The 24051-nt window shown below is 66.5% G+C and carries 27 protein-coding genes; 25 read left to right on the top strand and 2 right to left on the bottom strand.

The annotated features are described in order from the left end of the window. Nucleotides 1–4 precede the first annotated feature (4 nt). Nucleotides 5–313, top strand: coding sequence for a cupin (locus tag OMP43_RS14095; protein WP_280280164.1), 309 nt, complete (start codon nucleotides 5–7; stop codon nucleotides 311–313). Beyond that, nucleotides 313–1128, top strand: coding sequence for an inositol monophosphatase family protein (locus OMP43_RS14090; RefSeq protein ID WP_280280163.1), 816 nt, complete (start codon nucleotides 313–315; stop codon nucleotides 1126–1128). The genes OMP43_RS14095 and OMP43_RS14090 overlap by 1 nt, the downstream gene beginning before the upstream one ends. Nucleotides 1129–1213: 85 nt before the next feature. Here OMP43_RS14090 and OMP43_RS14085 read toward each other — a convergent pair whose 3' ends face one another. Continuing rightward, complete coding sequence (locus OMP43_RS14085) at nucleotides 1214–2203, bottom strand: acyl-CoA thioester hydrolase/BAAT C-terminal domain-containing protein (protein WP_280280162.1); 990 nt, start codon at nucleotides 2201–2203, stop codon at nucleotides 1214–1216. 264 nt (nucleotides 2204–2467) lie between these two features. Between OMP43_RS14085 and OMP43_RS14080 the strand changes: the two genes are divergently transcribed. The 23 genes from OMP43_RS14080 (at nucleotide 2468) to OMP43_RS13970 (ending at nucleotide 23465) form a co-directional block, all read left to right on the top strand. Beyond that, nucleotides 2468–2842: an NADH-quinone oxidoreductase subunit A gene (locus OMP43_RS14080; RefSeq protein WP_086129639.1), complete on the top strand. Its 375-nt coding sequence runs from the start codon at nucleotides 2468–2470 to the stop codon at nucleotides 2840–2842. Next, nucleotides 2833–3375, top strand: coding sequence for an NADH-quinone oxidoreductase subunit B (locus tag OMP43_RS14075; RefSeq protein ID WP_280280161.1), 543 nt, complete (start codon nucleotides 2833–2835; stop codon nucleotides 3373–3375). The genes OMP43_RS14080 and OMP43_RS14075 overlap by 10 nt, the downstream gene beginning before the upstream one ends. A gap of 5 nt (nucleotides 3376–3380) precedes the next feature. Continuing rightward, nucleotides 3381–4232, top strand: coding sequence for an NADH-quinone oxidoreductase subunit C (locus OMP43_RS14070; protein ID WP_280280233.1), 852 nt, complete (start codon nucleotides 3381–3383; stop codon nucleotides 4230–4232). Then, on the top strand, nucleotides 4232–5467 hold the full coding sequence (locus OMP43_RS14065; RefSeq protein ID WP_280280160.1) for an NADH-quinone oxidoreductase subunit D: 1236 nt from the start codon (nucleotides 4232–4234) through the stop codon (nucleotides 5465–5467). Before OMP43_RS14070 ends, OMP43_RS14065 begins: the two co-directional genes overlap by 1 nt. After that, entirely contained in the window at nucleotides 5464–5802 is a 339-nt protein-coding gene (locus OMP43_RS14060; RefSeq protein ID WP_280280159.1) for a nuclear transport factor 2 family protein, read from the top strand. Before OMP43_RS14065 ends, OMP43_RS14060 begins: the two co-directional genes overlap by 4 nt. Further along, nucleotides 5802–6470: an NAD(P)H-dependent oxidoreductase subunit E gene (locus tag OMP43_RS14055; protein ID WP_086129643.1), complete on the top strand. Its 669-nt coding sequence runs from the start codon at nucleotides 5802–5804 to the stop codon at nucleotides 6468–6470. The genes OMP43_RS14060 and OMP43_RS14055 overlap by 1 nt, the downstream gene beginning before the upstream one ends. Then, nucleotides 6470–6643, top strand: a complete 174-nt coding sequence (locus OMP43_RS14050; RefSeq protein WP_280280158.1) for a hypothetical protein — start codon at nucleotides 6470–6472, stop codon at nucleotides 6641–6643. The genes OMP43_RS14055 and OMP43_RS14050 overlap by 1 nt, the downstream gene beginning before the upstream one ends. Next, complete coding sequence (gene nuoF, locus OMP43_RS14045) at nucleotides 6644–7942, top strand: NADH-quinone oxidoreductase subunit NuoF (RefSeq protein WP_280280157.1); 1299 nt, start codon at nucleotides 6644–6646, stop codon at nucleotides 7940–7942. It abuts the gene before it with no gap. Then, nucleotides 7939–8523 carry a hypothetical protein gene (locus OMP43_RS14040; protein WP_280280156.1) on the top strand — a complete coding sequence of 195 codons (585 nt, stop codon included), beginning with the start codon at nucleotides 7939–7941 and terminating at the stop codon, nucleotides 8521–8523. The genes nuoF and OMP43_RS14040 overlap by 4 nt, the downstream gene beginning before the upstream one ends. An 80-nt stretch (nucleotides 8524–8603) precedes the next feature. Next, a complete protein-coding gene (locus OMP43_RS14035; protein ID WP_280280155.1) occupies nucleotides 8604–9176 on the top strand; it encodes a hypothetical protein in 573 nt (190 codons plus the stop codon). 1 nt (nucleotide 9177) lies between these two features. Then, nucleotides 9178–11196 carry an NADH-quinone oxidoreductase subunit NuoG gene (gene nuoG / locus OMP43_RS14030; protein ID WP_280280154.1) on the top strand — a complete coding sequence of 673 codons (2019 nt, stop codon included), beginning with the start codon at nucleotides 9178–9180 and terminating at the stop codon, nucleotides 11194–11196. Further along, nucleotides 11193–12248: an NADH-quinone oxidoreductase subunit NuoH gene (gene nuoH, locus OMP43_RS14025; RefSeq protein ID WP_280280153.1), complete on the top strand. Its 1056-nt coding sequence runs from the start codon at nucleotides 11193–11195 to the stop codon at nucleotides 12246–12248. The genes nuoG and nuoH overlap by 4 nt, the downstream gene beginning before the upstream one ends. Before the next feature lie 445 nt (nucleotides 12249–12693). After that, nucleotides 12694–13179: an NADH-quinone oxidoreductase subunit NuoI gene (gene nuoI, locus OMP43_RS14020; protein WP_086129650.1), complete on the top strand. Its 486-nt coding sequence runs from the start codon at nucleotides 12694–12696 to the stop codon at nucleotides 13177–13179. A 33-nt stretch (nucleotides 13180–13212) separates the two neighbouring features. Next, complete coding sequence (locus tag OMP43_RS14015) at nucleotides 13213–13824, top strand: NADH-quinone oxidoreductase subunit J (protein ID WP_280280152.1); 612 nt, start codon at nucleotides 13213–13215, stop codon at nucleotides 13822–13824. After that, nucleotides 13821–14126 (top strand): NADH-quinone oxidoreductase subunit NuoK, encoded by a 306-nt coding sequence (nuoK, locus tag OMP43_RS14010; RefSeq protein ID WP_280280151.1) that lies wholly within the window; start codon nucleotides 13821–13823, stop codon nucleotides 14124–14126. Before OMP43_RS14015 ends, nuoK begins: the two co-directional genes overlap by 4 nt. 109 nt (nucleotides 14127–14235) lie before the next feature. Beyond that, nucleotides 14236–16362, top strand: a complete 2127-nt coding sequence (nuoL, locus tag OMP43_RS14005; RefSeq protein WP_280280150.1) for an NADH-quinone oxidoreductase subunit L — start codon at nucleotides 14236–14238, stop codon at nucleotides 16360–16362. Further along, entirely contained in the window at nucleotides 16359–17936 is a 1578-nt protein-coding gene (locus OMP43_RS14000) for an NADH-quinone oxidoreductase subunit M (RefSeq protein WP_280280149.1), read from the top strand. Before nuoL ends, OMP43_RS14000 begins: the two co-directional genes overlap by 4 nt. Next, nucleotides 17936–19384: an NADH-quinone oxidoreductase subunit NuoN gene (gene nuoN / locus OMP43_RS13995; RefSeq protein WP_280280148.1), complete on the top strand. Its 1449-nt coding sequence runs from the start codon at nucleotides 17936–17938 to the stop codon at nucleotides 19382–19384. Before OMP43_RS14000 ends, nuoN begins: the two co-directional genes overlap by 1 nt. 47 nt (nucleotides 19385–19431) lie before the next feature. Further along, a complete protein-coding gene (locus OMP43_RS13990) occupies nucleotides 19432–20139 on the top strand; it encodes a biotin--[acetyl-CoA-carboxylase] ligase (RefSeq protein WP_280280147.1) in 708 nt (235 codons plus the stop codon). Nucleotides 20140–20150: 11 nt separating this feature from the next. Further along, nucleotides 20151–20927 (top strand): type III pantothenate kinase, encoded by a 777-nt coding sequence (locus tag OMP43_RS13985; protein ID WP_280280146.1) that lies wholly within the window; start codon nucleotides 20151–20153, stop codon nucleotides 20925–20927. Nucleotides 20928–21029: 102 nt separating this feature from the next. Then, a complete protein-coding gene (locus OMP43_RS13980; protein ID WP_280280145.1) occupies nucleotides 21030–22667 on the top strand; it encodes a ribonuclease J in 1638 nt (545 codons plus the stop codon). A gap of 59 nt (nucleotides 22668–22726) precedes the next feature. After that, nucleotides 22727–23011: a DUF1467 family protein gene (locus OMP43_RS13975; protein WP_280280144.1), complete on the top strand. Its 285-nt coding sequence runs from the start codon at nucleotides 22727–22729 to the stop codon at nucleotides 23009–23011. Between the two features lie 163 nt (nucleotides 23012–23174). Continuing rightward, the gene (locus tag OMP43_RS13970) at nucleotides 23175–23465 is read left to right on the top strand and encodes a hypothetical protein (protein WP_280280143.1); all 291 of its coding nucleotides are present in this window, start codon (nucleotides 23175–23177) and stop codon (nucleotides 23463–23465) included. A gap of 50 nt (nucleotides 23466–23515) precedes the next feature. Here the strand turns inward: OMP43_RS13970 and OMP43_RS13965 are convergent, their stop codons facing one another. Beyond that, a complete protein-coding gene (locus tag OMP43_RS13965) occupies nucleotides 23516–24040 on the bottom strand; it encodes a hypothetical protein (RefSeq protein WP_280280142.1) in 525 nt (174 codons plus the stop codon). Nucleotides 24041–24051: the final 11 nt, after the last annotated feature.

The following is a 24051-nucleotide window of genomic DNA, read 5'->3' as shown; positions in this document are numbered from 1 at the left end:
TAGCGTGATCAGAGACGCGCGCAGCTTCCGGGCCGAGCGGCCCTGGGGCGCGCGCGATCTGGTCGAGATCGAGGGCGCGACGGCGCGCCTGCATTGGACGGACCAGCCCTATCGCTGGCACGTCAATGACGGTGCCGAGCTGTTCTGCGTCCTCGATGGCGAAGTCGACATGCACTATCGTCTGGACGGTAGCGAGCATGTGGCGCGCCTGGCTGCCGGCGACATGTTCGTGGCCGAGATCGGCGACGAGCATGTCGCGCACCCCGTGGGCGAAGCCCGCATCCTGGTTTTCGAGCGTAAGGGCTCCGTCTAATGGTTTCGCATTCCGGCCTCATCACCGTCATGGAGCGCGCCTGCCGCAAGGCCGGCCCGCGCCTGCGCCGCGACTTCAACGAAGTCCAGCACCTCCAGGTCAGCCGCAAGGGGCCGGCGGACTTTGTCAGCCTCGCCGACCGGCGCGCCGAGGACACGCTGATCGAGGAGCTCCAGAAGGCGCGGCCGGACTGGGGATTCCTGGTCGAGGAGCGCGGCGAGATCGCGGGCGATCCCAACAAGCCGCGCTGGATCATCGATCCGCTCGACGGGACCAGCAACTTCCTGCACGGCATCCCGCATTTCTGCATCTCGATCGCGGTCGAGGACCCGCACGGCGCCCAGGGCAAGCCCGAAGTGACGCACGGCTATATCTATCAGCCGCTCACCGACGAGAGCTTCTGGTCGGAGAAGGGCCGCGGTGCCTGGCTGCAGGACCAGCGCCTGCGCGTCTCGGCGCGCCGCCATCTCGACGAGGCGCTGATCGCCACGGGCATCCCGTTCCTGGGCCATGGTGATTTCGCCGAATGGAGCCGCATCTTCGGCGCGGTGGCGCCCGAAGTGGCCGGGATCCGCCGGCTGGGCTCGGCGGCGCTCGACCTCGCCTGGGTTGCCGCGGGCCGGTTCGACGGTTTCTGGGAATCGAACCTGAAGCCCTGGGACGTGGCGGCGGGCATGCTGCTGATCCGCGAGGCCGGCGGCTTCGTGACCGACTATCGCGGGCAGGACCTGTCGCGCGAGCGCAACCAGTATCTCGCGGCCAATGACGTGCTGCACTCCAAGCTGCACAAGCTGGTGGCGAACTCGCTGCGCTGATCTTTGGGAGCAATGTCCTTCACTGTCATCCCCGCGAAGGCGGGGATGACGGAAGTGATTTCAAGGGCCTGCCCGGGTTCCCGACCTAGGGGCGGAGCGTCGCCGCCAGGAACGCCACCATCTTCGGCCAGGCATCGGCGCGTGCCTTGGCGTTCGCCTCCGGCGTGCCGCCGCCACGCGGATCGACGCGCGGTTCCGCCGATCCGCCACCCAGGTCGTGGCCGGCGTCCGGATAGATCAGCGCCTGCGTCTCCAGCCCCCTGGCCTTGCGCGTCGCGACGATGTTGCGTGCCATCCGGCCCGAATTCCACAGCCGGTCCGCATCGCCGGTGATCAGCATCAGGGCGCCGCGATAGTCCTCGACCGGAATGCGGGCGGCGGCTTCGCGATCGGGATGGTCGGCGCGACCATTCTCGTGGATCGCGCGCAGATCGGCGGCGGGGCCGGCCTGCAGCCCCGCGACGAACCCGCGATAGGGCATGAAGGCGAGCGGCTTGCCGGCGAAGGAGAAGGAGGAGCGGGTGCCTTCCGCCTCCAGCATCTCCGGGCCCCAGCCTTCCCAAACCAGATCCGACGGCGTGTAGGCGACCACCGCGTCGATCCAGGCATAGCGGCTGGCCGCGACCAGCGCGAACTCCGATCCCTTGGACCCGGCGAACAGGCCGAATCGCTCGACATCGACGCCGGGGAGCCTGGCCAGCGCGGCGCGAAGGCCGGCCAGCTGGTCCACGCGGATGTCGATGAAGCTGCCGGGCAGGTCGGGAAAGGCGGGGGGCGGGCCATATTTGCCCCAGTTGGGGGAGTAATAGGGCAGGCTCACCGCCGCATAGCCGAGCCTTGCCAGGATGGGGCCGAAGCGGCGGCCGGCCTCGTCGCCGCCCTCGGCGCCGGGCAGGATCACCACTACCGGGCGGCGCGTCTCGCCGGCGATGCGATAGAGCCGCGCATGCGGGAATCCCGCGATCTCGCGCTCGTCGAGCGCCGCCGCCGGTTTCGTCGCCGCGCCCGGTTGGGCAAGGGCCGGGCAGGCGGCCATGGCCAGTGCGATCCCGAGCAGCAGAGTCCGTGCGATCATGTGAAGACACCCCGTTCACAAAATTTCACAATGGCAAGTGTATTGCACATATAAATCACCCCATGGCAATGCGCGATTGCGCCGGCGCGGTGCGGTTCCGGCGATGCCGCGGCCCCTGGAAACGCGGTTTCGGAAGGCTTCCGGACCAAGGCATCCACAACCGGTTCTTCTTGCGAGTCATTCTCACCCGTCGAGGCGTTGCGTCCCGGGGAAGTGAGTCCTAGAAGCCCCCTCAGATTCCGCATCCGCGAGAAGAGAAGGCCCTTGGTCGACCTGTCACAATATCTGCCGATCCTGTTGTTCCTCGGGGTCGCCCTCGCGCTTTCGAGCGCCTTCGTGTTCCTGCCCATGCTGGTCAGCCGGCTGACGGGTTCGCACAAGCCGACCGAGGCCAAGCTCAGCGAGTATGAGTGCGGCTTCCCGGCCTTCGAGGATTCGCGCAGCCAGTTCGACGTGCGCTTCTACCTCGTCGCCATCCTGTTCATCATCTTCGATCTCGAAGCGGCGTTCCTCTACCCCTGGGCCGTCTCGGTCTTCTCGCTGGGCTGGACCGCGTGGATCTCGATGATGATCTTCATCGCCGAGCTGACGCTCGGCCTCGTCTACGCCTGGAAGAAGGGAGCGCTCGAATGGGAGTAGAGCTCACCACGACGCCGCCCCCGCCGGGAACTCTCCCGGACGTCGGCTTCCTGAACGACATCAATGCCGAGCTCGGCGACAAGGGCTTCCTGGTCACGTCGACCGAGGAGCTGTTCCAATGGGCCCGTACCGGCTCGCTGTGGTGGATGACCTTCGGTCTCGCCTGCTGCGCGGTCGAGATGATCCACGTCAACATGCCGCGCTACGACATGGAGCGTTTCGGCGCCGCGCCGCGCGCGTCGCCGCGCCAGTCGGACGTGATGATCGTGGCCGGCACGCTGTGCAACAAGATGGCCCCGGCGCTGCGCCGCGTCTACGACCAGATGTCGGAGCCGAAATACGTCATCTCGATGGGCAGCTGCGCCAATGGCGGCGGCTATTACCATTACAGCTACAGCGTCGTGCGCGGCTGCGACCGGATCGTGCCGGTGGACATCTATGTCCCGGGCTGCCCGCCGACCGCCGAGGCGCTGCTCTATGGCGTGATGCAGCTCCAGCGTAAGATCCGCCGCGTCGGGACGATCGAGCGATGAGCGTGGTGAAGACCTCCGCGCCGCGCTTCGCCTCGAACGAGGGCGTGATCGAGGCGGCCAAGGCGGCGCTCGGCGATATCCTCCTCTTCTCCGAGGATAGTGTCGGCGAAGTGAACCTGGTGCTGGACCGCGCCCGCACGGTCGAGGGGCTCACGCTGCTGCGCGATACGCCGGGCCTGGAATATCAGCAGCTCATGGAGATCGCCGGCGTCGACTATCTCGACCGCGAGGAGCGGTTCGAAGTGGTCTATTGCCTGCTCAGCCTGACGCGGAACCACCGCATCAAGGTGAAGGTGCGCACCGACGAGGAGAAGCCCGTCCCCAGCGTCACCGGCGTCTGGCCGGTCGCGGGCTGGCTCGAGCGCGAAGTGTACGACATGTACGGCGTGCTCTTCTCGGGCAATACCGACCTGCGCCGCATCCTGACCGATTATGGCTTTGTCGGCCATCCGCAGCGCAAGGACTTCCCGCTGACGGGCTATGTCGAGCTGCGCTACTCGGAAGAGGCGAAGCGCGTGGTCTATGAGCCGGTCACGCTGGCCCAGGACTTCCGCAATTTCGACTTCATGAGCCCCTGGGAAGGCGCGAAATACGTGCTGCCGGGCGACGAGAAGGCGGCTGCCCCCGCGGCGCCGGCTCCCGCGCCTGCGCCCGCTCCGGCTCCCAAGCCGCAGCCCGAGGCGAAGGGCGCGCCGGCTCCGGCGGTCGTGGAAGAAGCTCCCAAGCCGGCACCCGCCACCAAGGCGGCCAAGGCAAAGGCTGCCAAGACCGAGGGCAGCGACGGCGCCGCCGATGCGGAGCCGGTCAGGAAACCCCGCAAGCCGCGCGCCAGGAAGGCGCCGGAGGGTGAAGCGTAATGGCTGAATATCTCGACGAGATCGAAGGTGTCACCGACGGCGGCAAGCCGGAAAAGGGCGACACCGAGATCGCGAACTACACGATCAACTTCGGTCCGCAGCACCCGGCGGCGCACGGCGTGCTGCGTCTGGTGACCGAGCTGGACGGCGAGATCATCGAGCGCATCGATCCGCATGTCGGCCTGCTCCACCGCGGCACCGAGAAGCTGATCGAGTACAAGACCTATACCCAGGCGCTGCCCTATTTCGACCGGCTCGACTATTGCTCGCCGCTGGGCATGGAATACAGCTATGTGCTGGCGGTCGAGAAGCTGCTGAACCTCGAGGTTCCGCTGCGCGGCCAGTATCTGCGCGTGTTCTTCGCCGAGCTGACCCGCATCTGCAACCACATGCTGAACCTGGGTTCGCACGTGATGGACGTCGGCGCGATGACGCCGAACCTGTGGATGTTCGAGATCCGCGAAGACTGCATGAACTTCCTCGAGCGTGCCTCCGGCGCGCGCATGCACTCGAACTGGTTCCGCGTGGGCGGCGTCCGCCAGGACGTGCCGCTCAAGCTGCTGACCGACATCGCCGAATGGCTCGACACCCGCCTGCCGCGCCTGTTCGGCGACGCGATCAGCCTGGTCGCGGAGAACCGCATCTTCAAGCAGCGCAACGTCGATATCGCGGTGGTGAGCCGCGAGGACGCGGTGGCCTGGGGCTTTTCGGGCCCGATGATCCGCGGCGCGGGCATCCCCTGGGATATCCGCAAGTCCCAGCCCTATGACGTGTACGACCGGGTCGAGTTCGACATTCCCGTCGGCACGCGTGGCGACTGCTATGACCGGTTCATGGTCCGCGTCGAGGAAGTCTATCAGTCCGCGCGCATCATGAAGCAGTGCCTCCAGCAGATGCCGGAAGGTCCCGTGCTCACCCTCGACCGCAAGATCGCGCCGCCGCGGCGCGGCGAGATGAAGCAGTCGATGGAAGCGCTGATCCACCACTTCAAGCTGTTCAGCGAAGGCTATCACGTGCCGGCGGGCGACGTGTACGTCGCGACGGAGAGCCCGAAGGGCGAGTTCGGCGTCTATCTGGTCGCGGACGGCACCAACAAGCCGTATCGCTGCAAGATCCGCCCGACCGCGTTCAGCCATCTCCAGGCGATGGACTTCATGTCGAAGGGCCATATGCTCGCCGACATCACCGCCATCCTGGGCGCGCTCGACATCGTGTTCGGGGAGTGCGACCGGTGAGCCAGGATCGCATCGCGATCGCGCACGAGATGATCGCGCATTACAATGCGCAGGATGCCGACGCCTATGTCGCGCTGATGACTGACGATGCCTGCGAGGCGGGCTATCGCGGCGCGGTGCTGCGTGAGGGCAGGGAAGGCGTCCGCTTGGGGCTGAAGGCGATGTTCGCCGAATTCCCGCAGAACCGCGCCGACATCCTGAACAGCTATATGCTGGGCGACACCGTGGTGCTCCACGAGAAGGTCGCCCGCTCGCCCGAGAGCGAGCCTTTCGAAGTCATGTCCATCTATTCTTTCGCCGACGACCTGGTCGATCGCGTGGAGTTCATCCGTTAATGGCCGACGCACCCGAACTTCCCAACGAAGCGGAAACCCGCGCGCGCTGGGGCAATTTCGCCTGGACGGCGGAGAATGCCGTCAAGGCACAGGAAATCATGGGCCGCTATCCGGCGGGCCGGCAGCTCTCGTGCAGCATCCCCTATCTCGACCTGGCCCAGCGCCAGGTCGGCGCGGAGACCAACACCCAGGGCTGGCTGCCGATCCCGGTGATCGAGTTCGTCGCGCGCGAGCTGGGCGTGCCGTACATCCGCATCTTCGAGGTCGCGACCTTCTACACCATGTTCAACCTGGTGCCGGTTGGCCGCTATCACGTGCAGGTCTGCGGCACGACGCCGTGCATGCTGCGCGGATCGGACGATGTGATGGCCGCCTGCAAGGCGCGGGGGCTGAAAAAAGGCCACACCACCGAGGACGGGCTGTTCACGCTCACCGAGGTCGAGTGCATGGGCAATTGCTCCTCGGCACCGATGGTCCAGATCAACGACGACAATTACGAGGATCTGGACTATGACCGGACTCTCGTGATCCTCGACGCGCTGGCGCGGGGCGAGAGCCCCAAGACCGGCACGCAGGAGCCCGGCCGCCACACCGTGGAACCGCTCGGCGAGCCGACCAACCTGGCGGCGATGGAGACCGGGAACCACGATTATCGGGGGGAATGGTGATGAAGCCGGAGACCAAGAACCTCGTCTTCGTCATCCTCGCGATCATCGGCGGCATCGTCGTGCTCGGCTGGACGCTGAAGATCGCCTTCAAGCTGGTCGGCATCGCGATCGTGCTCGGGCTCTGCGTGCTCGCGTACATCTTTATTCAGAACATGGTGGGGAAGGGCCGATAAATGCTCGCGGATAAGGACCGCATCTTCACCAATGTCTACGGCTTCCAGCCGTGGAACCTGCCGGCTGCCCAGCAGCGCGGCGATTGGGACAAGACCAAGGATTTGCTGGCGCTCGGCAACGACGTCATCATCGACAGGATCAAGGCGTCGGGCCTGCGCGGTCGCGGCGGCGCCGGCTTCCCGACCGGCATGAAGTGGAGCTTCATGCCCAAGGAACCGCGCCCGGATCGGCCGAACTTCCTGGTGATCAACGCCGACGAGTCCGAGCCGGGCTCGTGCAAGGACCGCGAGATCATCCGTCACGATCCGCACAAGCTGATCGAAGGCGCGCTGGTCGCCGGCTTCGCGATGCGCGCGCGCGCGGCGTACATCTACATCCGCGGCGAATATATCCGCGAGGCCGAGACGCTCTTCGCCGCCGTGAAGGAGGCGTATGACGCCGGCCTGCTCGGCAAGAATGCCTGCAAGTCGGGCTATGACTTCGACGTGTTCGTCCATCGCGGCGCCGGCGCCTATATCTGCGGCGAAGAGACCGCGATGCTCGAGAGCCTCGAGGGCAAGAAGGGCCAGCCCCGCCTGAAGCCGCCCTTCCCGGCGGGCGCGGGCCTTTATGGCTGCCCGACCACGGTGAACAACGTCGAGTCGATCGCGGTCGTCCCGACGATCCTGCGGCGCGGCCCGGAATGGTTCGCCAGCTTCGGCAACGAGAACAACAAGGGCACCAAGCTCTTCCAGATCTCGGGCCATGTGAACAAGCCGTGCGTGGTCGAGGAGGCCATGTCGATCCCGTTCCGCGAGCTGATCGAGAAGCATTGCGGGGGCATCCGCGGCGGGTGGGACAACCTCCTCGCGGTGATCCCGGGCGGCTCCTCGGTGCCGCTGGTGCCGGCGGCGCAGATCATGGACTGCCCGATGGATTTCGACGGGCTGCGGGCGCTGGGCTCGGGCCTGGGCACCGCCGCCGTGATCGTGATGGACAAGTCGACCGACGTCGTCCGCGCGATCTCGCGTCTCAGCTATTTCTACAAGCATGAGAGCTGCGGCCAGTGCACGCCGTGCCGCGAAGGCACCGGCTGGATGTGGCGCGTGATGGAGCGTCTGCGCACCGGCGATGCCGATATCAGCGAGATCGACACGCTCCAGCAGGTCACCAAGCAGGTGGAGGGCCACACGATCTGCGCGCTCGGCGATGCCGCGGCGTGGCCGATCCAGGGCCTGATCCGTCATTTCCGTCCGGAGCTGGAGCGCCGGATCAACGAACGCCAGGCGGGTGCCGGCATGCAGGAGGCAGCGGAATGACCAAGGTCCTGATGATGCTCGCGGTCCCGGCGATGCTGGCGATCGTGCCGGCGGCGCATGCGCAGAATGCCGAGGGCCCGGCGGCCTTTGGCAAGTGCGCGGTCGATGCCGATCGCACGGCCGCCACCGCGCTGCTCGCGACGAAGGTCGGCAGCGGGGAATCGAAGAGCGCGGCGAAGAAGCTGGCCGACAAGAACGGCGCCTGTGGCGCGATCATCGGCCGCGATCGCGGCGAGGAGATCGTTCGCGGCGCGATCGCCCGGCAGGTCTATACCGAGACCTATGCGGCTGCTCCGGCGGCGCTGGCCGGTGATCCGGCGCCTTTCCAGGGCAGCGGCGATCCGAACCTGGTCCAATATGATCTCGCCCGCTGCGCGGTGACGCGCGATCCGGTCGCGGCCGATGCGCTCGTCCGCACCGGCGAGGGCTCGGCGGAAGAGCGCGCGGCGCTCCCGGCCGTGGTCAACGCGGTTGGCCGCTGCACGCCGGGCAGCGCCAAGGTGGGCTTCAGCAAGGCGCAGCTCCGCGCCGGCGTCGCCGAGGGCCTGTGGGTCTATCGCAAGGGCAGCGCCGCGCAATGAGGCAATGCTTCGCCCTGGCTGCGGCCCTTTGCGTCTTTGCGGGCGCGAGCGCGCACGCCCAGACGCCCTGGGGCGTCGACATGGGCCAGATGTCCGCTCAGGGCAATGCGCGCCTCGATCGGCCCGTGGAAGATACCGACTGGGCCGTCAGCACGGCGGGCGAGGCGCGGCTGCACGCGCTTGCCGCCTGTGCGGTGGCGAAGGAGCCGGGCGACGCGGGCAAGGTGGTCGAGCTGGGCTTTCCGGGCGAGCGCCCTTCCGCGGATGTGCTGGGCCTGTTCGCCGAAGCGCATTGCGGCGCGCGCGCCGATGAGGTCAGCGCGGGCGGCCGCTTCGTGCGCTGGGCGCTGATCGAGCAGCTCTATCTTGCCAGCCCGGCCGTGCCGGTGCCGGCCAATGCCGTGGCGGACGGCGCGACCGGCAGCCGCGCGCTCGGCGCCTGTGTGGCGGGGCGCGATCCGGTCGCGAGCGATGCATTCGTGCGCAGCGCGCGGCGCTCGCCTGCCGAGGCCGCGGCCTTCAAGCGGATCGTGCCGGCGATCAATGCCTGTGCGGGCAGGAAGAAGCTGAACCTGAGCGGTGCCGAGATCCACGGCGTGCTCGCCGAGGGACTCTACAAGATGCGCGGTTCGGCCGCGCGGGGAACGAACTAGAATGCCGAAGCTAACCGTCGACGGAATCGAAGTGGAGGTGCCCGCGGGCGCCACCGTGCTCCAGGCCTGCGAGGCCGCGGGCAAGGAGATCCCGCGCTTCTGCTATCATGAGCGGCTGTCGATCGCCGGCAATTGCCGCATGTGCCTGGTCGAGGTGAAGCCCGGGCCGCCCAAGCCCCAGGCCTCGTGCGCGCTGCCCGCCGCCGACAATCAGGAGATCCGCACGGACTCGCCGATGGTGAAGGCCGCGCGCGAAGGCGTGATGGAATTCCTGCTGATCAACCACCCGCTCGATTGCCCGATCTGCGATCAGGGCGGCGAGTGCGACCTGCAGGACCAGTCGATCGCCTATGGTCGCGGCCACTCGCGCTACACCGAGAACAAGCGCGCGGTGACCGAGAAATACATGGGTCCGATCATCAAGACGATCATGACCCGCTGCATCCAGTGCACCCGCTGCGTCCGCTTCGGCGAGGAAGTGGCCGGCGTGGAGGATATCGGCGCGATCTATCGCGGCGAGAACATGCAGATCACCACTTATCTGGAAAAGGCGTTCAAGAGCGAGCTTTCGGGCAACGCCGTCGACCTTTGCCCGGTGGGCGCGCTGACCCACAAGCCGGTGGCCTTCGAATATCGCTCGTGGGAGCTGAAGAAGAACCTGTCGATCGACGTGATGGACGCGGTCGGCACCAATATCCGCCTCGACAGCCGCGGCCGCCAGGTGATGCGCGTGCTTCCGCGGATCAACGAAGACGTGAATGAAGAGTGGGCGCACGACAAGACCCGCTACCATGTCGATGCGCTGGTCCGCCGCCGTCTCGACAAGCCCTATGTCCGCAAGGGCGGCAAGCTGGTCGAAGCGAGCTGGGACGAAGCGTTTGACGCGATTGCCGCGGCGGCCAAGGGCGCCGGCTCGAGCGTCGCGGCGATCGCCGGCGACCTGGTCGACTGCGAGACGATGTACGCGGCCAAGGCGCTGGTGAAGGCGCTTGGTTCGGATCTGCTCGAAGGCCGCCAGACCGGCCTGGCCTATGACGTGTCGAACCTCGGTTCGGTGGCGTTCAACACCACGATCGCCGGCGTCGAGGATGCCGACGCGATCCTGCTGGTCGGCTCGAACCTCCGCTTCGAGGCGCCGCTGATCAACACCCGCGTCCGCAAGGCGATCAAGAAGGGCGCCAAGGTCTTCGCGATCGGGCCCGAGACCGACCTGACCTACAAGGTCGAGTGGCTGGGCAACGACCTGTCGATCCTCGGCAAGCTGCCCGACAATGCGGCCGAGGCGATCGACGCGGCGAAGAAGCCGGTGCTGATCGTCGGCCCGGGCGCGCTCAAGGAAGGGCAGGGCGCCACGCTGGCGATGGCCCAGGCTTTCCAGCGCCCCGCTACCGAAACGGAAGGCGCCTGGAACGGCTTCAATGTCGTCCACACCGCTGCCGCGCGCATGGGCGGGCTGATGCTCGGCTATGCCCGGAAGGGCGGCATCGCCGACATCGTCGCCGCCGCGCCCAAGCTCACTTTCTTCCTCGGCGCCGACGAAGTGAATTTCGAGAGCTTCAAGGACAGCTTCAAGGTCTATATCGGCCATCACGGCGACCAGGGCGCGCATCATGCGGACGTGATCCTGCCGGGCGCGACCTATGCCGAGAAGCCGGGCACGTATGTGAACCTGGAAGGCCGGGTGCAGCGCGCCGACCGCGCGGTGTTCGCCCCCGGCGACGCCCGCGAGGACTGGACGATCCTGCGCGCGCTCTCCGATCGCCTCGGCCACACGCTGCCGTTCGACAATTTCGAGCAGCTGCGCGCCGAGATGGCGGGCGACGTGCCGGCGCTGGGCCGCGAAGGCCTGGCCGGCTATGACTTCTCGCCGCCCAAGCTGGCCGCCAAGGCCAAGGGCGAGCTCGGCTATCCGATCGCCGACTTCTATCTCACCAACGCCATTTGCCGTGCGTCGCCGACGATGCAGCGCTGCTCGGCCGAGCTGATCCACGGCGAAGACTTCGCAGAGGCCGCAGAATGACTCCGTTTTTCCAATGGCTCGGCCTGCCCTTCGAATGGGCGTGGTTCGTGGCGACGATCGTCGGCATCCTGGTCATCGCGCTGCCGCTGATGCTCGCCGTGGCGATGATCATCTATGTCGACCGCAAGATCTGGGCGGCGATGGCGCTGCGCCGCGGCCCGAACGTGGTCGGCCCGCTCGGCCTGCTCCAGTCCTTCGCGGACGGCCTGAAGGTCTTCCTGCAGGAAACGATCATTCCGTCGGGCGCCAACAAGACGCTGTTCCTGCTCGCGCCGATCATCACCTTCACGGTGGCGCTCATCGTGTGGGCGGTGGTGCCGTTCCAGGCCGGGGTGGTGCTGTCGAACATCAATGTCGGCCTGCTTTACGTGCTCGCGGCCTCGTCGCTCGGCGTCTATGGCATCATCCTCGCGGGCTGGGCGTCCAACTCGAAATACCCGTTCTACTCGGCAATCCGCGCCGCGGCGCAGATGGTGAGCTATGAAGTCTCGATCGGCTTCGTGCTGATCTCGGTCGTGCTGTGGGCCGGCACCTTCAATGTCGGCGGCATCGTCGAGGCGCAGCGGGGCTCGGCGATCTTCGGCTGGGTCAACGGCTATTTCGCCAACCCGCTGCTCTTCCCGATGGCGGTGGTGTTCTTCATCTCGTCGCTGGCCGAGACGCAGCGCGCGCCGTTCGACCTGACCGAGGCCGAGAGCGAGCTCGTCGCGGGCTATCAGACCGAATATTCGTCGATGGCCTTCGCGCTCTACTGGCTGGGCGAATATGCCAACGTCATCCTGATGTGCGCGCTGAACGCCACCCTCTTCTGGGGCGGCTACCTGCCGCCGTTGGACTGGGCGCCGCTCTATTATGTGCCGGGCATCATCTGGCTGCTCGCCAAGATGTGCTTCTTCTTCTTCTGCTTCAGCTGGGTGAAGGCCACGGTGCCCAGGTACCGCTACGACCAGCTGATGCGCCTGGGCTGGAAGATCTTCCTGCCGCTGTCGCTGCTGTTCGTCTTCCTGGTCTCGGGCTGGCTGATGATCCAGCGGGTGGGGCTGCCGGTATGATGCTGATGCTCGCCTTGGCGATTTTCATGCCCTTGCCCCAGGAAGCTACGACACGTTTCGGCGCAGAGCAGGTGACATACAACCAGCCCGTGTTCTTTCTGTGCAAAGACAAGGGTGCTGCGACTAGCGCCGATGTACGCTTGATGCGGTTCAGCGTGAACAAGGGTAGGGGCGTCCTTCGCGTAGTTATGCCCCAGGGGATGGGCGCCCCCCGGAGTTTCGAACTTACCGATCCGGTCCGCTACGCTGATCAGCGGCTGGCCGGTGACGTTCGAACGACGGTTGTTGTCGTTGAGGGCGTATACCGGGGCGCCAGCTATAAGGGTGAGTTGACTTTCCGCGCGGTGGGGGAAGAACCACCGGAGGCGGCACTCGTAATGAATCATAGGACCGCATCAGAAAACCTTGAGTGCGGTCCCCCCATTTTGCTTCCGGAGACGACTAAGTGAACGTCGCCCATTTCATCCGCACCTGGACTCTCTGGGAATTCGTCAAGGCGCACGCGCTGACCTTGAAGTATTTCTTCAAGCCCAAGGCGACGATCAACTATCCGTACGAGAAGAACCCGATCTCGCCCCGCTTCCGCGGCGAGCATGCGCTGCGCCGCTATCCCAATGGCGAAGAGCGTTGCATCGCGTGCAAGCTGTGCGAGGCGGTGTGCCCGGCGCTGGCGATCACGATCGAGGCCGAGCCGCGCGAAGACGGCAGCCGCCGCACCACGCGCTACGACATCGACATGACCAAGTGCATCTATTGCGGCCTGTGCCAGGAGGCCTGCCCGGTCGATGCCATCGTCGAGGGGCCGAACTTCGAGTTCGCCACCGAGAGCCGCGAGGAGCTGATCTACCAGAAGGAGAAGCTGCTCGAGAACGGCGATCGCTGGGAGCGCGCGATCGCCGCGAACCTTGCCGCCGATGCACCGTACCGTTAAGCGCACGCCAATCTACAGGGGCTGTTCGATTCCGTGATCCAGATCCTCGCCTTTTACCTGTTTGCGTTCGTCGTGTGTGCCTCCGGCCTCATGACGATCCTGTCGCGCAACCCGGTCCATTCCGTCCTGTGGCTCATCCTGGCGTTCTTCAACGCCGCCGGGCTGATGGTGCTCGCCCATGCCGAGTTCATCGCGATGCTGCTCGTCATCGTCTATGTCGGTGCCGTCGCCGTGCTGTTCCTGTTCGTGGTGATGATGCTCAACATCGACTTCGCGGAGTTGCGCGCCGGCGTGATGAAGTACGCGGCCGTTGGGTTTGCGCTCGCCATTGCACTGGTCGCCGAGATACTGATTGCCGCCGGTGCCTATAGCGCCGGCGCGCTGCAACTCGGCCGTCGGGTCGCGCCCGTCGATGCCAAGGTGCCCAATATCGAGGCGATCGGCCAGCTTCTCTATTCCCGCTACCTGTTCGTGTTCGAGGGCGCCGGCCTGGTGCTGCTCGTCGCGATGATCGGCGCGATCGTGCTGACGCTGCGTCCGCGCACCGACGTCAAGCCGCAGAAGATCAGCCGCCAGGTCCAACGCCGCGCCAAGGACGCGACCCGCAACGTGAACCATCCCGTGGGGCAGGGGGTCGAGCTGTGATCGGTCTCTTCCATTATCTCGTCGTCAGCGCGATCCTGTTCACGCTCGGCGTGCTCGGCATCTTCATGAACCGCAAGAACCTGATCGTCATCCTGATGGCGATCGAGCTGATCCTGCTGTCCGTGAACCTCAACCTGGTGGCGTTCTCGAACGCGCTCGGCGACCTGGTCGGCCAGGTCTTCGCGATGTTCGTGCTCACCGTCGCTGCCGGCGAGGCCGCGATCGGTCTCGCCATTCTCGTTATCTACTTCCGCGGCCGCGGCACGATCTCGGTCGAAGACGTCAATCGGATGAAGGGGTGATGCGCGTGCCCAATTCCGTCATCCCGGCGACAGCCGGGATCTCGTGCGGCTCCTGTCCCGCGCTCTCGCCTGAGGCCCCGGCGTTCGCCGGGGGGACGAGGTTCTTCTGATGTCGTCGATCCATTTCATCGTATTCCTGCCGCTGCTCGCGGCAGCCGTGGCCGGGCTTTCGAACAAGTCCTTCGGCAACACGTTCCCCAAGGTGATCACCACGGGTTCGCTGTTCCTTGCCTGCGGGCTCAGCTGGCCGATCTTCCTCCAGTTCCTGACCGGTAATTTCGGTTCCGGAACGATGATATTCGATGCCAATGCGATCCCGGGCGGAGGATGGGTCGAGCCTGTCTTTACCTGGATGACCAGCGGCTCGATGCAGGTCGACTGGGCGCTGCGCGTCGACAGCCTGACCGCGGTGATGCTCGTGGTGGTGACCAGCGTCTCGGCGCTCGTCCACCTCTATAGCTGGGGCTATATGAGCGAGGAGCCGGACCAGCCGCGCTTCTTCGCCTATCTGTCGCTCTTCACCTTCGCGATGCTGATGCTCGTGACGGCCAACAACCTGGTCCAGATGTTCTTCGGCTGGGAAGGCGTGGGCCTCGCCTCCTACCTGCTGATCGGCTTCTGGTTCCGCAAGCCGAGCGCCAACGCCGCCGCGATCAAGGCGTTCGTGGTCAACCGGGTCGGCGACCTGGGCTTCATGCTCGGTATCTTCGGCACCTTCCTGGTGTTCGGCACGATCGACATTCCGACGATCCTCGCCGCCGCGCCGAACATGCACGGCTCGACCATCGGCTTTCTCGGCCACCGTTTCGACACGATGACGGTGCTCTGCCTGCTGCTGTTCGTCGGCGCGATGGGCAAGTCGGCGCAGCTTGGTCTGCACACCTGGCTTCCGGACGCGATGGAAGGCCCGACCCCGGTGTCGGCGCTGATCCACGCCGCGACCATGGTGACCGCCGGCGTGTTCATGGTGTGCCGCATGTCGCCGATGTTCGAGCAGAGCGCCGTCGCGCTCGGCGTGGTGACCTTTGTCGGCGCCGCGACCTGCTTCTTCGCCGCCACCGTCGGCACGACGCAGACCGACATCAAGCGCGTGATCGCCTATTCGACCTGCTCGCAGCTCGGCTACATGTTCTTCGCCGCCGGTGTCGGCGCCTATGGTGCGGCGATGTTCCACCTGTTCACGCACGCCTTCTTCAAGGCGCTGCTGTTCCTGGGTGCCGGCTCGGTGATCCATGCGATGCACCATGAGCAGGACATGCGCTTCTATGGCGGCCTGCGTAAGCACATCCCGGTCACCTTCTGGACGATGCTGTTCGGCACGCTGGCGATCACCGGCGTGGGCATCCCCGCGCTGTTCGGCAATCCGGTCGCCTTCGGCTTTGCTGGCTTCCACTCGAAGGACGCGATCATCGAGGCGAGCTATGCCGCGGGGCAGACCAGCGCCTTCTGGGTCGGCGTGCTCGTGGCGCTGCTCACCAGCTTCTACAGCTGGCGCCTGGTGTTCCTCACCTTCTACGGCAAGCCGCGCTGGGCGGGCTCGGAGCATATCCAGCACGCCGTCCATGATCATCACGGCCATGGCCATGACGAGCATCATGACAGCGAGGCGGAAGTCAGCGACCACGCGCCGACCGCGGACGAGATCCTGCACGGCCATCATGCCGAGGGCACGGCGGGCTATCATCCGCACGAGAGCCCGGTGGTGATGCTGATCCCGCTGGTGCTGCTCACGCTGGGCGCGATCTTTGCCGGCTTCGTCTTCCACGGCGCGTTCATCGAGCCGAGCGCAGGCGAGAGCTATTGGCGCGGCGCCATCGCCTTCAACGAGCATCTGATGCACGCGATGCACGAGGTGCCGGTGTGGGTGAAGCTCAGCGCGACGATCGCGATGCTGAGCGGCCTGGCCATTGCCTATGGCGCGTACATCGTGTCGCCGGGCTTCCCCGCGAAGTTCGCCGAGGCGTTCCGCCCGCTCTACCTCTTCTCGCTCAACAAATGGTATTTCGACGAGCTCTACAACTTCCTGTTCGTGCGCCCCGCCTTCGCGATCGGCCGCCTGTTCTGGAAGCAGGGTGACGAAGCCACGATCGACCGGTTCGGCCCGAACGGTGCCGCCAAGGTCGTCCAGCTCGGCAGCTTCGGCGCTGCCCGGCTGCAATCCGGATATGTCTACGCCTATGCCTTCATCATGCTGATCGGCCTCACTGCCGCGCTGACCTGGGTGATCGCGCGATGAGCGGCTTCCCGATCCTCACCGTCATGCTGGCGGTGCCCGCGTTCGCCGCGGTCGCCTGCCTGTTCCTCAACGCCCAATCGGCGCGCTGGCTGGCGCTTGCCGCCACCTTTGTCGACCTGGCGCTCGGCATCCTGCTCTGGGCCAATTTCCAGAGCGGCGACGGCGCTGCCCAGTGGCAGTTCGTCGAGCATGTCCGCCTGTTCGGCATCGGCGGCGCCGAGTTCGCCTGGGCGCTGGGCATCGACGGCTTCGCGCTGCTGCTGATCGCCCTCTCGGTCTTCCTGATGCCGGTCTGCATCGGGGCGAGCTGGCTCTCGATCGAGAAGCGCGTGCCCGAATATATGGCCGCGTTCCTCGCCACCGAAGTGCTGATGATCGGCACCTTCGCGGCGCAGGACCTGATGCTGTTCTACGTCTTCTTCGAAGGCGGCCTGATCCCGATGTTCCTGATCATCGGCATCTGGGGCGGCGCCAACCGCATCTACGCGTCGTACAAGTTCTTCCTGTACACGCTGCTCGGCTCGCTGCTGATGCTGATCGCGATCATCTACATGATCCTGACCACGGGCACGACGTCGATCCCGGCGCTGATGCAGCACGACTTCCCGCCGCAGATACAGACATGGCTATGGCTGGCCTTCTTCGCCTCGTTCGCGGTGAAGATGCCGATGTGGCCGGTCCATACCTGGCTTCCCGACGCGCACGTGCAGGCGCCGACCGCGGGTTCGGTGATCCTGGCGGGCGTGCTGCTGAAGCTCGGCGGCTATGGCTTCCTGCGCTTCTCGCTGCCGATGTTCCCGGAGGCGTCCGCCCAGTTCATCTGGCTGGTCTTCGCCCTGTCGGCCGTCGCGGTGATCTACACCTCGCTCGTCGCGCTGGTGCAGAGCGACATGAAGAAGCTGATCGCCTATTCGTCGGTGGCGCACATGGCGATCGTTACCTTCGGCCTGTTCGCGTTCAACGCGCAGGGCATCGAGGGCGCGATGATGGTGATGCTCGGCCACGGCGTGGTCTCGGGCGCGCTCTTCCTCTGCGTCGGCGTGATCTACGACCGCCTGCACACGCGCGAGATCGACCGCTATGGCGGCCTGGCGATCAACATGCCGCGCTACGCGGTGCTGTTCCTGCTGTTCACCATGGCCTCGGTCGGCCTGCCGGGCACCAGCAACTTCATCGGCGAGTTCCTGAGCCTTGCCGGCCTGTACCAGGTCTCGACGCTCTATGCGCTGCTCGGCACCACCGGCATCATCCTGGGCGCGGCATATATGCTGTACCTGTATCGCCGGGTGGCCTTTGGCGACCTGACCAAGGACGATGTGAAGGCGATGCCGGATCTCGACCTGCGCGAGTTCGCGATGCTCGGCGCGCTGGCCGCGGTGACGCTCTGGATGGGCGTCTATCCGGAGAGCTTCATGAAGCCGATGCGCGGCGACGTGCAGAAGCTGGTCGCCCGGATCGAGCGCGCCGCGCCCGCCGGTGACTCGGCTCCGACCGCCGGCAGGCCCGCGCCCGCCGCCGCTGAACATGGCGCATCCCACGCCGCTGCCCCTGTTGCGCACGGGGAGGCGCACTGATGAACTATTCGCTGCAACTGATGATGGCGCTGCCCGAGCTCGTGCTCGCCCTGGGCGCGATCCTCCTCCTGCTCGTCGCCGCATGGGGCGGCGCTCAGTCGACCAGGTTGGTCAGCTGGGCCGCGATCGCGGTGCTGATCGGCGCCGGCATCGCCCTGGCCGGCCCGGCTTCGGCCGGCGGCGAGGCCTTTGGCGGCCTCTATCGCCCGGACATGTTCGCCGCCTTCGCCAAGGCGCTGATCTTCCTGGCCGCCGGCGTCTCGATCCTGATCGCGCCGCGCTTCTTCCAGCAGACCTCGGGCGACGATCTGCGCCCGGAATATCCGGTGCTGATCCTGCTCGCGGTGACGGGCATGGGCATGATGGTCTCCGCGGGCGACCTGATGAGCCTCTATGTCGGCCTCGAGCTGCAGAGCCTCTCGGCCTATATTCTCGCCAGCTTCATGCGGCGCGACACGCGCTCGGCCGAAGCGGGCCTGAAGTATTTCGTCCTCGGCGCGTTGGCCTCGGGCATCCTGCTCTACGGCATCTCGCTGGTCTATGGCTTCTCGGGCACGACGCTCTTCTCGGGCATCGCCGACGCCTATGCCTCGGGCGACCAGAAGATCGGGCTGCTGTTCGGCCTGGTGTTCGTCTTCTCGGGCCTGGCCTTCAAGATGTCGGCCGTGCCGTTCCATATGTGGACGCCGGACGTCTATGAGGGCGCGCCGACCCCGGTGACCGCCTTCTTCGCCTCGGCGCCGAAGGTGGCCGCGATCGCGCTCGCCACGCGCGTGGCGATCGACGCGATGGGCCCGGCGATCGCCGACTGGCGCCAGATCGTGGTCTTCGCGGCACTCGCCTCGATCATCTTCGGTTCGGTCGCCGCGATCCGCCAGGAGAATATCAAGCGGCTGCTCGCCTATTCGTCGATCGCCAATGTCGGCTTCGCGCTGGTCGGCCTCGCCGCCGGTGGCGAGGCGGGCGTGTCGAGCGTGCTCTATTATGTCGCGATCTATGTGGTGATGACGCTGGGCAGCTTCCTGGTGGTGCTGCAGATGCGCGATCATGAGGGTCGCCCGGTCGAGACGATCTCGAGCCTGGCCGGCATGTCGCGCACGCGGCCCGGCCTCGCCGTGGCGCTGGCGATCTTCATGTTCAGCCTGGCCGGTATCCCGCCGCTGCTCGGCTTCTTCGCCAAGCTGCAGGTGTTCCTGGCGGCGGTGCATGCGGGCCTCTATGTCTTCGCCGCGGTGGCCGCCGCCGCCTCGACGATCGGCGCTTATTATTACCTCCGCATCATCAAGGTGATGTATTTCGACGAGCCGGCGCCCGCCTTTGGCGGCCGCACCGACCCGGTCGAGGGCGTGCTGCTGACGGTTGCCGCCGCGGTGATCTCGCCGCTGGGCTGGCCGCTGCTCGGCTATCTCGAGATCTGGACCGGCGTCGCCGCGAAGGCGCTGTTCTGACCGCGACGGTCCGGACCGTCGCGGAGACGGGATCGACCAATGCCGACATGGCCGAGCTCGCCCGCAGCGGGGCGAGCGAAGGCCTGTGGCTGCGGGCCGAGCGGCAGCGCGCGGGCAAGGGCCGTCAGGGTCGCGCGTGGCAGTCGCCGCCCGGCAACCTCTATGTGTCCACGCTGGTGCGGACGCGCCTCGGGGAGCCGGCGCCCGCGACGCTGGCGCTCGTGGCCGCGGTGGCGCTGGAAGAGACGGTCTCGACCTTCCTGTTCCCCGGCGGTGGCCCGAGCCCGGTCCCGGCGTTCCGGACTGCCGGTCCGGCCCCCGGCCAGCCGATGCTGAAATGGCCCAACGATGTCCTTATCGACGGCGCCAAGCTCTCCGGCATCCTGCTCGAGCGGGTAGGGGACGCCGTGATCCTGGGCTTCGGCGTCAACCTGGCGCATCACCCGGAGGATATCGACCGCAAGGCCACCAGCCTGGCCGCGCACGGCGTTGCCCCCGATCCGCAGCTCTTCGCGGAGACGCTGGCGGAGAGCTTCGCCCGCTGGGTCTCGCGCTGGCGGGAAGGAATCGCGCCGGTCCGCGAGCGCTGGCTCGCGCGGGCGCACCCGATCGACACCGCGCTGACCGCCCGGCTCGCCGACGGCACCAGCATGGACGGGCTGTTCGGCGGGCTCGACGGCGAAGGCGCGCTCATCCTGCGCTTGGCCGACGGCACCAGCCATGTCATTCACGCCGCAGACGTGTTCCTGCTCTGAGAGGCCCCGCCATGCTGCTCGCGATCGATGCCGGCAACACCAATGTCGTCTTCGCCCTGCTCGAAGGCGGCGAGGTTCGCGCGCGCTGGCGGATCGCCACCGATCCGCGGCGCACGGCCGACGAATATGCGGTGTGGCTCAGCCAGCTGCTCAGTCTGGAAGGCTATGACCGCGCCGACGTCTCCGGCGTGATCATCGGCACGGTGGTGCCCCGCGCGCTGCACAATCTGCAGGTGCTCAGCAGCAAATATTTCAAGACCGAGGCGGTGATCGCCGGGCAGGGCAAGGCCGAATGGGGCTTCCCGCTCGACGTGGAGGAGCCGCAGGGCCTGGGCGCGGACCGCGCGCTCAACATGATCGCCGGCCATGCCCGCCATCCCGGCGACCTGATCATCATCGATTTCGGCACCGCCACCACGTTCGAGCTGGTCGATTATCGCGGCGCCTATAAGGGCGGGATCATCGCGCCCGGCATCAACCTGTCGCTGGATGCGCTGGTCACCGCCGCGGCCAAGCTGCCGCGCATCGCGATCACCGCGCCGCAAAGCGCCAGCGTGATCGGCCGCAACACGGTGGACCAGATGCATATCGGCATCTATTGGGGCTATGTCGCGATGATCGAGGGGCTGGTCGCGCGGATGAAGGCCGAGATCGGTCGCCCCGTGAAGGTGATCGCCACCGGCGGTCTCGCGGTGCTGTTCGAGAAGCATACGGATGTGTTCGATGCGCTCGAGGCGGATCTCACCATCCAGGGGCTGGCGATGCTGTGGGAACGCGCCAGCAGATAGCCGTCATCCCGGCGGGAGGCCGGGGTCACGTGCCGCCGGCGGTGCGTTTGCCGCCTCAGATCCCGGCTTCCGCCGGGACGACGAACAGAGCATAGGATCATCGTGACTCCAGAAAACGAACTCCTCTTCCTCGCGCTGGGCGGCTCCGGCGAGATCGGCATGAACGTCAATCTCTATGGCTGCCAGGGCAAATGGCTGATGGTCGATTGCGGCATCACCTTCGGCAGCCCCGATTATCCGGGGATCGACGTGATCCTGCCCGACCTGCAGTTCATCGAGGAGCGGATCGACGACCTGCTCGGCATCGTCCTCACGCACGGCCATGAGGATCATATCGGCGCGCTGCCCTATCTCGCCGCCGATCTCGGCGTGCCGCTCTATGCCACGCCGTTCACTGCCGGCCTGATCCGCGGCAAGCTCGAAGAGGAAGGCATCGAGGAGAAGGTCGAGCTCAACGTCGTCGACGAGGAGGGGCCGTTCAATCTCGGGCCGTTCCGCATCACCTATACCCCGCTCGCCCATTCGATCCCCGAGGGCAATGCCGTCCTCATAGAGACGCCCCATGGCCGGGTCTTCCACACCGGCGACTGGAAGCTGGACGACGCGCCCGCGCTGGGCGGCGCCTCGACCGCGGAGGAGCTGACCGCGATCGGGGACAAGGGCGTGCTCGCGCTGGTCTGCGACAGCACCAATGTCTTCAATCCCGAAGCCTCGGGTTCGGAGGGGGATGTCCGCAAGGGGCTGGACGAAGTGATCGGCGCCGCGAAGGGCCGGGTGCTGGTCACCACCTTCGCCTCCAACGCCGCGCGCCTCCAGACGCTGGGCGAAGTGGCGCAGGACACGGGCCGGGCGCTGTGCGTCGCCGGGCGCTCGCTCGATCGCATCCTGCGCGTCGCCAAACAGACCGGCTATCTGCGCGACTTTCCCGAGACGGTCGATTTCGACACGGCGATGACGATGCCGCGCGACAAGGTGCTGATCGTCGCCACGGGCGGGCAGGGCGAGCCGCGCGCCGCGCTCAACCGCATCGCCGAGGGCTCGCATCCGCTCAAGCTCACCGAGGGTGATCTGGTCGTCTTCTCCTCGCGCCAGATCCCCGGCAACGAGATCGCGATCGGCCGCATCATGAACACGCTGGCCGCCGCCGGCGTCGACATCATCACCGATCGCCAGGCATTCATCCATGTCTCCGGCCATCCCGGGCGCCCCGAGCTGGCCGAGATGTACAAGTGGATCCGGCCCGAGATCATCCTGCCCGTGCACGGCGAAGTCCGCCACATGCACGAGCAGTCGCGCTTCGCGCTGTCGCTGGGCGTGCCCAGGGCAATCAACCAGGTGAATGGCGAGATCTGGCGGCTCGCCCCGGACGGCCCCGAGCGCGTGGGCCAGGCGCCGGCAGGCCGGCTCGTGCTCGACGGCGACATCATCCTGCCGGCGGACGGCACCACGATCAACGAGCGCCGCCGCATCTCCTTCCACGGCCAGATCAGCGCCGCGGTGGCGATCCGCCAGGGCCGGCTGCTCGGCGAGCCGCAGATCCGCCTCCAGGGCGTGCCGGTGGAGGAAGACCGCGAGGACTTCATCGCCGAGGCCGGCGAGGCCGCCGCGGAAGCGGTGAAGAAGGAAGGGCGGGGCGATATCGAGAAGCTGCGCGAGGCCGTGCGCCTGGCGGTGCGCCGCGCCGCCTTCCGCTACACCGGCAAGAAGCCGATCGTCGACGTGCTGATCATCGAGGCCTGATCGCCTCCCGGCGACGATGATGGCTTTCGCTCGCGCTTCCAGGGCCCTATTACCGCGCCATGCCCTGGAAATCCGCGCTCGCCATCTATTTCCTGTTCTGGGCCTTCTCGGTGTTCCTCGTCCTGCCGTTCGGCGTGAAGACGAGCGAGGAGGCGGGGGTGGCGCTGGTCCCCGGCCAGGCGCCGAGCGCGCCGCACGAGTTCAACGCGAGGCGGATCGCGTTCCGCACCACGATCGTGGCGACGATCCTCTTCGCGATCTTCTATCTCAACTACATCAATGGCTGGGTCACCACCGACATGCTCGACTGGTGGGCGCATGTGCAGCCGGGGAACGCTTCGTAGCGGCTCCCGCAGCGCGGTGCGGGGGATGAAGGATTCGCTGATGCAGTCTCGCCCTTAGGGTGTGAACCCATAAACGACAGCTTTCGGTATATCCGATTAATCGGCCGGTCTTGGGTGGGAAGCGGTCGTAGCGCGACCAGAGTTTCGCGCCTAAGGGATGTTTATGGATACAAATCTGAGCGAGCGGCTTCAGCAGATTTTTGGCGCTTATGTCCGCCAAGAGACGTTGGAAGCGGCCGCGGCGGAAATGGCAGATTTAGGGCGGGCCTATCCCGATCTAGATAATGATTTTCGGATGACTTTGGCCGAGGGCATCGAGGCGGCGCGAACCGGCGATACTGCGGCGCGCGCTGTGGTCGAAAAGAGCGGGTATCGTGCGCCGAGTCCAGCAGACGCGGAACTCACAATGACGGAGCTTCTTCGCCTATACGAAGCTGAGTTCGACAAACCGTAACGTCCGCACTTGGGGCGTTTGCCGACGGGCCGCTTCTATGAGTCTACGGCCTAGTCGAACTCGCCGCGGTTGATCTTGCCGATCCAGTCGGCATCGAGGTTGAGCAGCGCCTCCGCCGCCGCGATGTGGCCCTTGGCCACGGCCTGCGCTGCGGCGGCCGACAGCAGCAGGTCCTCGTCCCAGGGATCGTCGCGGTGAAGGCTGACCGCTTCCATCAACTGCGCGATCGCCACGTGATAGGCATCGGCGAGTTCCGGCGGAATCTCGGGCCCGCGCCCGGTGCGACGCGCGACCTCGATCGCCGCGGGCAGCTGAAAGCAGGAGAAATCGACCGGGCCCATGGCCGTGCGTGCGATCTCCACGACATGCGGGAGCGCGGCATAGGAAGCCGCATAGACATCGCCCTGATGGCACAGCGCCGACCACAGGCCGAACCAGGGCTCGGCGCGCGAACCGCCCGGGCCGCCCCTGGGCCGCGGCGATGCGGCCAGTGCCCGCAGCGGCACCGGAATATCGCCGGCATCGCCATAGGCATGCTGCAATTCTCTCCGGCGCGGATCGTCGAGCGCGAGCATGCCCGGCCGAT

It is taken from the genome of Sphingomonas sp. CBMAI 2297 (genome assembly GCF_029870595.1).
In the GTDB taxonomy this organism is placed as follows: domain Bacteria; phylum Pseudomonadota; class Alphaproteobacteria; order Sphingomonadales; family Sphingomonadaceae; genus Sphingomonas.
The sequence above is the reverse complement of the archived record's forward strand: the minus strand, read 5'-3'. Positions and strand labels throughout refer to the sequence as shown.